The sequence below is a fragment of the Methylobacterium goesingense genome, from assembly GCF_022179225.1.
Classification (GTDB): Bacteria; Pseudomonadota; Alphaproteobacteria; order Rhizobiales; family Beijerinckiaceae; genus Methylobacterium; species Methylobacterium goesingense.
In genome coordinates, this window is sequence record NZ_BPQL01000131.1 from 21,961 (window position 1) to 30,194 (window position 8,234).

The 8,234-nt window shown below is 69.4% G+C and carries 7 protein-coding genes; 1 reads left to right on the forward strand and 6 read right to left on the reverse strand.

Annotation, left to right across the window (positions count from 1 at the left end):
* Positions 1-22: 22 nt before the first annotated feature.
* Both MFF30_RS20415 and MFF30_RS20420 read right to left on the reverse strand, forming a co-directional pair.
* Positions 23-169 (reverse strand): hypothetical protein, encoded by a 147-nt coding sequence (locus MFF30_RS20415; protein WP_238281647.1) that lies wholly within the window; start codon positions 167-169, stop codon positions 23-25.
* An 83-nt stretch (positions 170-252) separates the two neighbouring features.
* Positions 253-465, reverse strand: a complete 213-nt coding sequence (locus MFF30_RS20420; RefSeq protein ID WP_238281649.1) for a hypothetical protein — start codon at positions 463-465, stop codon at positions 253-255.
* A 37-nt stretch (positions 466-502) separates the two neighbouring features.
* Between MFF30_RS20420 and MFF30_RS20425 the strand changes: the two genes are divergently transcribed.
* Positions 503-673, forward strand: coding sequence for a CsbD family protein (locus tag MFF30_RS20425; protein WP_238281651.1), 171 nt, complete (start codon positions 503-505; stop codon positions 671-673).
* Between the two features lie 141 nt (positions 674-814).
* Here the strand turns inward: MFF30_RS20425 and MFF30_RS20430 are convergent, their stop codons facing one another.
* From MFF30_RS20430 to MFF30_RS20445, 4 genes are all read right to left on the reverse strand, one after another.
* A complete protein-coding gene (locus tag MFF30_RS20430; RefSeq protein WP_238281653.1) occupies positions 815-3,637 on the reverse strand; it encodes a bifunctional transaldolase/phosoglucose isomerase in 2,823 nt (940 codons plus the stop codon).
* Positions 3,638-3,866: 229 nt separating this feature from the next.
* On the reverse strand, positions 3,867-5,942 hold the full coding sequence (gene tkt / locus MFF30_RS20435) for a transketolase (RefSeq protein ID WP_238281655.1): 2,076 nt from the start codon (positions 5,940-5,942) through the stop codon (positions 3,867-3,869).
* A gap of 52 nt (positions 5,943-5,994) precedes the next feature.
* A complete protein-coding gene (locus MFF30_RS20440; RefSeq protein ID WP_238281657.1) occupies positions 5,995-7,905 on the reverse strand; it encodes a glycoside hydrolase family 15 protein in 1,911 nt (636 codons plus the stop codon).
* A 134-nt stretch (positions 7,906-8,039) separates the two neighbouring features.
* Positions 8,040-8,234 (reverse strand): hypothetical protein (locus MFF30_RS20445; RefSeq protein WP_238281659.1); only part of this gene is annotated, 195 nt, incomplete at its 5' end.

Consider the following 8,234-nt stretch of genomic DNA (forward strand, 5'->3'; position numbering starts at 1 on the left):
GCGGATCGTGACGAGTTCGGCATTACTTCGGGCGCGTGATGAATCCGCTGCCCGAGCGGGTCTCCCACAGACTGAGCGACTCAGTCTGTGTGCCGACGAGGGCGATCTCGGGTTCGCGCGCGCGTCGAACGTCGAAATTGACCGCGACGCCGCCAGTATCGTTGAACATCCGGAGTTCGCGCAGCGACACGATGGAGGCAGCGAACCGATTCTGTTGCCGCCAGTTCGCAGAATCGAGCCCTGCCTGTCCTATCATCCGTCGACCTTGTCCTCGCTTTCGCGGCGCGATCCGGGCTTCCACGCGAACGCGAAGCGGCCTTCGCATCCTATCGGGTCGGGGGGATACCAGTCGTGGGACACGTCGGACACCGACAGCCCCCGTGACACGATCGTGCACGGCGGGTCCGAATGCCGGGTCTCGTCGTCGAATCCGATCCCACCACCGCTCTCCGCAGTGGTGATCACGCCACGCCTCCCGCGTGCCTCCACCCGGAAGGCTCACATGGACAAGGACCGTGTCGAGGGCGCGAAGAAGCGGACCAGGGGTTCGCTCAAGGAAGCGATCGGGAAGATTACGGGCAACACGCGCGCGCAGGTCGAGGGCCGGGCCGAAGCGGTGGCCGGATGGGCCCAGGGCGCCCGCAGCGAGGCGTGGGACGCTTCGAAGAAGTAGGCATCGGCCGCGACGATACGGATGCGACGCCGACCGGCGCGCATCGGCGCCCGGCATGCGAGACCGAGATTGGCGCCGGCCCTCCGGTCCCGGCGGGGAACGGAGGGCCGTGGTTCATACGGGCCGGTTGTCCTGCGCGCCCTAGAGGGCTGCTTTGATCGCGGCCGCGATCCGCTTCAGTCCGGCCTCGACCCCGCCGCCCTTGATGTGGACGCGCAGCGCCCGCCGCCTGCGCTCGGCCAGCACCGCGAAGTCGCCCCGAGCCTGGGCCGCCACCACGGTGCCGAAGCCGAGGCTGCGGCCGGGAATCGCCAGATCCGCCGCGGGGTAGGCGGTGATCTGCAGGAACACGCCGGTGTCGGGGCCGCCCTTGTAGGCCTGGCCGGTGGAGTGCAGGAAGCGCGGCCCGAACTCGAGGCAGGTCGCGAGGCGGCGCTTGTCGCGCAGGGCCACCCGGGCCTCCTGCAGGATCGCGTGGTGGCCGGGATTGCGTGCGACATAGGCCAGCAGGGCCACGTAGTCGCCGTCCTTGGCACGGGCGAGATGCGCGGCGATCGCCGCATCCAGGCCCTCGGCCGCCTGGGGCAGGGCGCCGGCATTGCCCGCATCGGCGTAGAGGGCGATCCCGTCATCCGCGAAGATCGGGGTCTCGCCCGGCAGGGCGCCGCTCTTCTCGGCCGCGTCGAAGAGCTTCTTCGTCTCGATCTTGCTCGCCTCGACATCGGGCTGGTCGAAGGGGTTGATGCCGAGCATCGCGCCCGCCACCGCCGTGGCGATCTCGAACCGGAAGAATTCCTGCGGCAGTTGCTCCTCGTTGGCGAGGGTGATGTGCGCCACCGGGTGCCCCTCACGCTCGAGGTTGCGCAAGGCCTCGTCCTGATGCGGATCGGCGCGGCCGTCGAGGCGCAGGTAGACGAAGAAGCGGTCGCGGCCATAGACGGCGGGCACGTCGACGGGCTCGCCGTCTATGGGGATCAGGCCCTTGCCTTCCTTGCCCGTGGATTCGGCGATGAGCTGCTCGGCCCAGGCGCCGAAGGTGTCGATGCCCGGCGAGGCGATGATCGTGACCTTGTCGCGGCCGGCATTCAGCGCGGCGGCGCCCAGGGCGGTGCCGAGGAGCACGCCGGGGTTCTGGGCCGGTGGCACGGCCGGGCCGCAGGAGCGGACCATGGTCCGGGCGGTGTCGAGGAAGGCCTTCACGTCGATGCCGGACGCCGCCGCCGGCACGAGGCCGAAGGCCGAGAGCACGGAGTAGCGCCCGCCGATCTGCTTCACGCCGTAGAAGATCTTGCGGAAGTTGTCCGCCTGCGCGGCCTTTTCCATGGCCGAGCCCGGATCGGTGACGGCGACGAAGTGGGCGCCGGCCTTGTCGGCGCCGACTGTCTCCTTCATCCGGCCGAGGAAGTAATCGCGAAACACGTTGGGCTCGAGGGTCGAGCCGGACTTGCTCGCCACGATGAAGAGCGTGGTCGGCAGAGCGATCGCGGCCTCGGTCTCACGGACCTGATCCGGATCGGTGGAATCGAGGATGCGCAGCTTCGGAAACCCCTCGCGGCTGCCGTAGGTCTCGGCCAGCACCTCCGGCCCGAGGCTCGACCCGCCCATGCCAAGGACGACGACGTCGGTGAAGCCGCCGGCGCGAACCTCCTCGGCGAAAGCCTCGTACGCGGTGACGCGCTCCAGCTCATCCTCGACGATGCGCAGCCAGCCGAGCCAGTTCTGCTCGTCGGCCCCGCTCCAGACGGTGTTGTCGTGGGCCCAGAGCCGGCGGATCTTTCCGCTGGCCCGCCACGCCTCGACGGCCTTCTTCGCCGCCGTGCTCAGGGTCTCGTCGAGGACGAGGGTCTGGCCGTTCAGCTTCGGCCCGAGCAGGTCGATGCGCTTTCCCGCCACCGCGCCGAGCAGCTTGTCGGCGGCGTCGATGAAGAGCTGCACGCCCTCCTCCACCAGGGTGTCGCCGACCTTGGCGATGTCGATGCCGGCCTCGGCGAGGCGCGCCATCACGGCTTCCGCGCCCGCCACATCGTCCTCGATGGCGGCCTTCGGGGTGCCGTGGTCGCGGAACGCGTCCATGGTCGCGGGCGGCATGGTGTTGACGGTGTCGGGACCGATCAGCTCCTCGACGTAGAGCACGTCGGAATAGGCCTTGTTTTTCACGCCCGTGGAGGCCCAGAGCAGGCGCTGCGCCTTGGCGCCCTTCGCGGCGAGGGCCTGCCATTGCGGCTCGGCGTGGATGGCCTTGAAGCGCTGGTAGGCGAGCTTGGCGTTGGCGATGGCGACCTTGCCCTTGAGGTCGTCGAAACCGCCCGTCTCGTCGAGGGCCTTGTCGACCGCCACATCGATGCGGCTGATGAAGAAGCTCGCCACGCTGGCGACCTTCGAGACGTCGCCGCCCTGTGCGGCGAAGGCCTCCAGGCCGGCGATGAACGCGCGGGCCACCGCCTCGTAGGTGTCGACCGCGAAGAGCAGGGTGACGTTGATGCTGATGCCGTCCGCCGTCAGCGCCTGGATCGCCGGGATACCCTCGCGCGTGGCCGGCACCTTCACCATCAGGTTGTCGCGCGCCACCATCTTGTGGAGGCGGCGCGCCTCTTCCAACGTGTCTTCGGTGTTCAGCGCAAGGTAGGGCGAGACCTCGAGGCTGACGTAGCCGTCGGCGCCGTCGCTCGCCTCGTAGACGGGGCGCAGCACGTCGGCCGCCGCCTGGATGTCGGCGATGGCGCAGCCCTCGTAGAGGTCGATGACGCGGGCATCGCCCTGGTCCATCACCGATTTCAGGGCGTCGTCGTATTCCGACGAGCCGCCGATGGCCTTCTCGAAGATCGACGGGTTCGAGGTCACGCCGCGCAGGCCGTCCGCGTCCACCAGGGCCTTGAGCTTGCCTTGCGCGACGAAGCCCCGGGCGACGAAGTCGAGCCACACGGCCTGACCCTGTTCGGGGAAGAGCGCCTTGAGCGGGTTCATACGAAAACTCCCAGTCGTCCGTCGTCGTGAGTCGCGCGCAAAAGGCAGCGCCGTTCAACCATCGTCCTTCGGAAACGCGCCTCCGTTCCCCCTCGCGGGGCGGCGTCGGAGGTGGAGGTGATGGGGAAACCCCCGGCCTCTGCGGAGGCCAGCGGAACCACCCCCACCCCTAGCCCCTCCCCGCAAGGGGGAGGGGGACGCGCATTCCGCCCTCCAGAACCCCCGAACCCTACTTCTTGTGCCGGGCGATCTGGTCGCGGGCAGCCTGGAGCACCTTCTCGGGCGTGAAACCGAACTTCGACTGCAGGTCCTTGATCGGCGCCGAGGAACCGAAGGTGCTCATGCCGATGATGCTGCCGGCCGAGCCCGCGTAGCGGTCCCAGCCGATGACCGAGCCCTGCTCGACGGCCACGCGCGCGAGCACGTCCGGGATCAGCACGCTGTTGCGGTAGGCCTCGTCCTGGCGTTCGAACAGGTCCCAGGACGGCATCGAGACGACGCGGGCCTTCACGCCCTCGGCGGTCAGGGCCTCGTAGGCCGAGACGCAGAGCTGCACCTCGGAGCCGGTGCCGATGAGGATCACCTCCGGCGTACCCTCGCAATCGGCCAGCACGTAGGCGCCGCGTGCCGTGCCGGCAGCGCTGGCGTATTTCGTGCGGTCGAAGGTCGGCAGCGGCTGGCGGGAGAGCGCCAGCACCGCCGGCTGGTTCTTCAGGCCCAGGATCACGCGGTAGGACTCCGCGACCTCGTTGGCGTCCGCCGGGCGCAGGGTGACGAGGCCGGGGATCGCCCGCAGGGTCAGCAGCTGCTCCACCGGCTGGTGGGTGGGGCCGTCCTCGCCCACGCCGATCGAATCGTGCGTGAAGACGTGGAAGACCGGCACTTCCATCAGCGCCGCCAGGCGGATCGGCGGGCGCATGTAGTCTGCGAAGACCAGGAAGGTGGCGCCGTAGGCCCGCAGGCCCACGAGGCCGAGGCCATTCACGATGGAGCCCATCGCGTGCTCGCGCACGCCGAAATGGATGTTGCGCCCGCCCGGCTCGAAGGGGGTGAGCGAACCCGCCCCCTCGAAGGTGAGGTTGGTCTTGTTCGACGGCGCGAGATCGGCCGAGCCGCCGAGCATGAACGGCACGTGCTGCGCGATGGCGTTCAGCACCTTGCCGGAGGATTCGCGGGTGGCGAGCCCTTTGGCGTCCGCCTCGAAGACCGGGATGTCGCGGTCCCAGCCCGCGGGCAGGCGGCCTTCGAGATAGGCGGCGAGTTCCTCGGCATGCTCTGCATCCGCCGCCTTGGCTTCGTTGAAGAAGCCCTCCCAGGTGGCATAGAGCTCGGCGCCGCGCTGGCCGATGCCATCGCGGAAGTTGTCGTAGACACCGTCCGGCACCAGGAACTGCGCGTCCTCGGGCCAGCCATAGGCGCGCTTGGCACCCTTGACCTCGTCCTCGCCCAGCGGGTCCGAGTGGGCCTTGGCGGTGTTCTGCTTCTTCGGGGCGCCGTAGCCGATGATCGAGTTGACGATGATCAGCGTCGGGCGGTCGCCGGACTGCAGGAAGGTCTCGAGCGCCGAGGAAATCGCGTGGACGTCGTTGGCGTCGGCCACCCGCAGGACCTGCCAGCCATAGGCGAGGAAGCGGGCCGCAACCTCCTCGGAGAAGGCGAGCTCGGTGTGGCCCTCGATGGTGATGGTGTTGTTGTCGTAGATCCAGCACAGGTTCGACAGGCGCAGGTGCCCGGCGATGGAGGCGGCCTCCGCGGCCACGCCTTCCATGAGGTCGCCGTCCGAGCAGATCGCGTAGACGTTGTAGTCGAACAGCGGCAGGTCGGGCCGGTTCAGGCGCTCGCCGAGGAAGCGGCCGCCCATCGCCATGCCGACGGAATTCGCAACGCCCTGGCCGAGCGGCCCGGTGGTGGTCTCGACGCCGGTGGTGAAGTGGTACTCGGGGTGGCCGGGGGTGCGGCTGTCGAGCTGGCGGAAGTTCTTCAGGTCGTCGATGGTCAGCGCGGGGGCGTTCCCGCCATCCTTCTCGGCCACGCCGGCCAGATGGATCAGCCCGTAGAGCAGCATCGAGGCATGGCCGGCCGAGAGCACGAAGCGGTCGCGGTTCGGCCAGTGCGGATGCGCCGGGTCGTAGCGGAGGTACCGGTTCCACAGGGTGTAGGCCACCGGCGCCAGCGCCATCGGGGCGCCGGCATGGCCGGAATTGGCCTTCTGCACCGCGTCGATGGCGAGCGTCCGGAGCGTGTCGATGCTGAGCTTGTCGATTTCGCTCAAGGCCGCGCTCGGCTTGGTGTCTGCTCCGCTCATTGCTCGTCGTCCTTCAATCTCTGGGCTTGTTCGCCGTGGGCGTCCGGAACGCTCAGGCGTCGCGCCGTTGGGGTGCGGAGACCGTGTCGGCCGCACCCGGGGATTCGGCTTGGGCGGAGCCGCTGCTCCGCTCCTTGGCCGGGCCCTTGGCCCGGCTGTAGTTGAGAATGGTGTTCACCAGCGTGACATGGCTGAAGGCCTGCGGGAAATTGCCCACGAGCCTCTGTGCCTTCACATCATACTCTTCCGCCACCAATCCGACATCGTTGCAGACGCCGATCAGCCTCTCGATCAGCGCACGCGCCTCCTCGCAGCGACCGAGACCGATGAGGTTGTCGGCGTACCAGAACGAGCAGGGCAGGAAGGCGCCCTCGTCGCCGGGCAGCCCGTCGGTGGTCTGGTTCTCGGTGTCGTAGCGCAGCACGAAACCGTCCCGCATCAGGGTGCGGCCGATGGCGTCGACGGTGCCGACCACGCGGGAATCGTCCTGGGGCAGGAACCCCATATGGGCGATGAGCAGCAGGCTCGCGTCGAGGCGTTTCGATCCGTAGGATTGCACGAAGCTGTTCAGCTCCGGATCGAAGCCCTTGGCGCAGACCTCGGCGTGGATCTGGTCGCGGATCTCGCGCCAGCGCGCTACGGGCACGTCGCGGGCGCGACTCGGCCGGTGGTTCACGCCGGTGGCGCGGATCGCGTCCTGCTCGTGCCCTTCCGCCTCCTCGAAGGAGCGGATCGCCCGGTCGAAGGCGACCCAGGCCATCACCTTGGAATGCACGAAGTGCCGGCGCCCGCCGCGCACCTCCCAGATGCCCTCGTCGGGCGTGCACCAGACCTTCTCCAGGTGGCGCAGCAGCGCCTCGCCGACCCGCCAGCCATCCGCGTCGCCCTGCAGGCCACGCTGGCGCGCCTGGTAGAGCGCGTCGAAGATCTCGCCGTAGACGTCGAGCTGGAACTGCTCCACCGCCGCGTTGCCGATCCGCACGGGCTTCGAGTTCTCGTAGCCGGGGAGCCAGTCGAGCTCGATCTCGGGCAGCATGCGCTCGCCCGCGATGCCGTAGAGGATGTGGGCCTGCTCCGGATTGCCCGCGACCGCGCGCACCAGCCAGTCGCGCCAGGCGCGCGCCTCGTCGAGGTAGCCGCCATCCATCAGGGCGATCAGGGTGAAGGTGGAATCGCGCAGCCAGCAGAACCGGTAATCCCAGTTGCGCACGCCGCCGAGATCTTCCGGCAGGGAGGTGGTGGGGGCGGCGACGATGCCGCCGGTGGGCTGGTAGATCAGCGCCTTCAAGGTGAGGAGCGAGCGCTTCAGGATCGCGTCCCAGGGCGTGCCGGAGGCGGCCCGGCTCGACCAGTCGCGCCAGTAGCGGTCGGTCTCGAACAACACCTTGCGCGGCTGGATCGGGGCCGGGTCGTCCTCGTGGGAAGCGCCGTAGCTCAACGTGAAGGCCACGCTCCGGCCGGCCTCCACGGTGAACTCCGCCACCGTGGTCTGGTCCTCGCCGTGGGTCGGCACCAGGGTGCGCAGCACCACCTTGTGCGGCCCCGAGATCGCGCGGAGATCGCCGAGCTCGTTGTGCGAGACCCACGGCACGGCGAGCCCGTAATCGAAGCGCACGCGCATCCGCATCCGCATGGGCACGGCGCCCTCGAGCCCCTCGACGATGCGCACGAGGTGCGCGCCGTCGTTGGCGGGCATGTAATCGGTCACCCGCACGCTGCCGCCTGCGGTCTCGTGCCGGGTCTCCAGGACGAGGCTGCCCTCGCGGTACTGCCGGGTGGTGGTGGCGGGCTCGGCGGGGCCGAGCTTCCAGTAGCCGTGGTCCTCGGTGCCCAGCAGGGCGGCGAAGCATGCGGCGGAATCGAAGCGGGGCCAGCAGAGCCAGTCGACGCTGCCGTCGCGGGCGATCAGCGCAGCGGTCCGGCCATCGCCGACGAGCGCATAATCCTCGATCCGTCCGGCCATCCGTGTCCTCGTCCTCGCGACGTCGACCGTCACGGGGCCGCGCAGCATCGCTGATGCGTCCACGTAGTCTTCGAAGCCGGCAGGGTCCAGGGTTCAGGGCCGCTTTTGCTGGCGCATCAGTGCCGCCGGGGCGCTCAGCGCAGGCGTCCGACCCAGCCGGAGACGGCCGCGCCGAGGGTCACGCTCTTGTCGCTGACGAACGCGCCCGCAGCGGCGCTCTTGTCGCTCACGAACGCGCCCGCGGCGGCGCTCTTGTCGCTCACGAACGCGCCCGCGGCGGCGCTCGCCCGGCTGAACGCGCGGATCGTCGGCGCGAAGGGCAGGGCCAC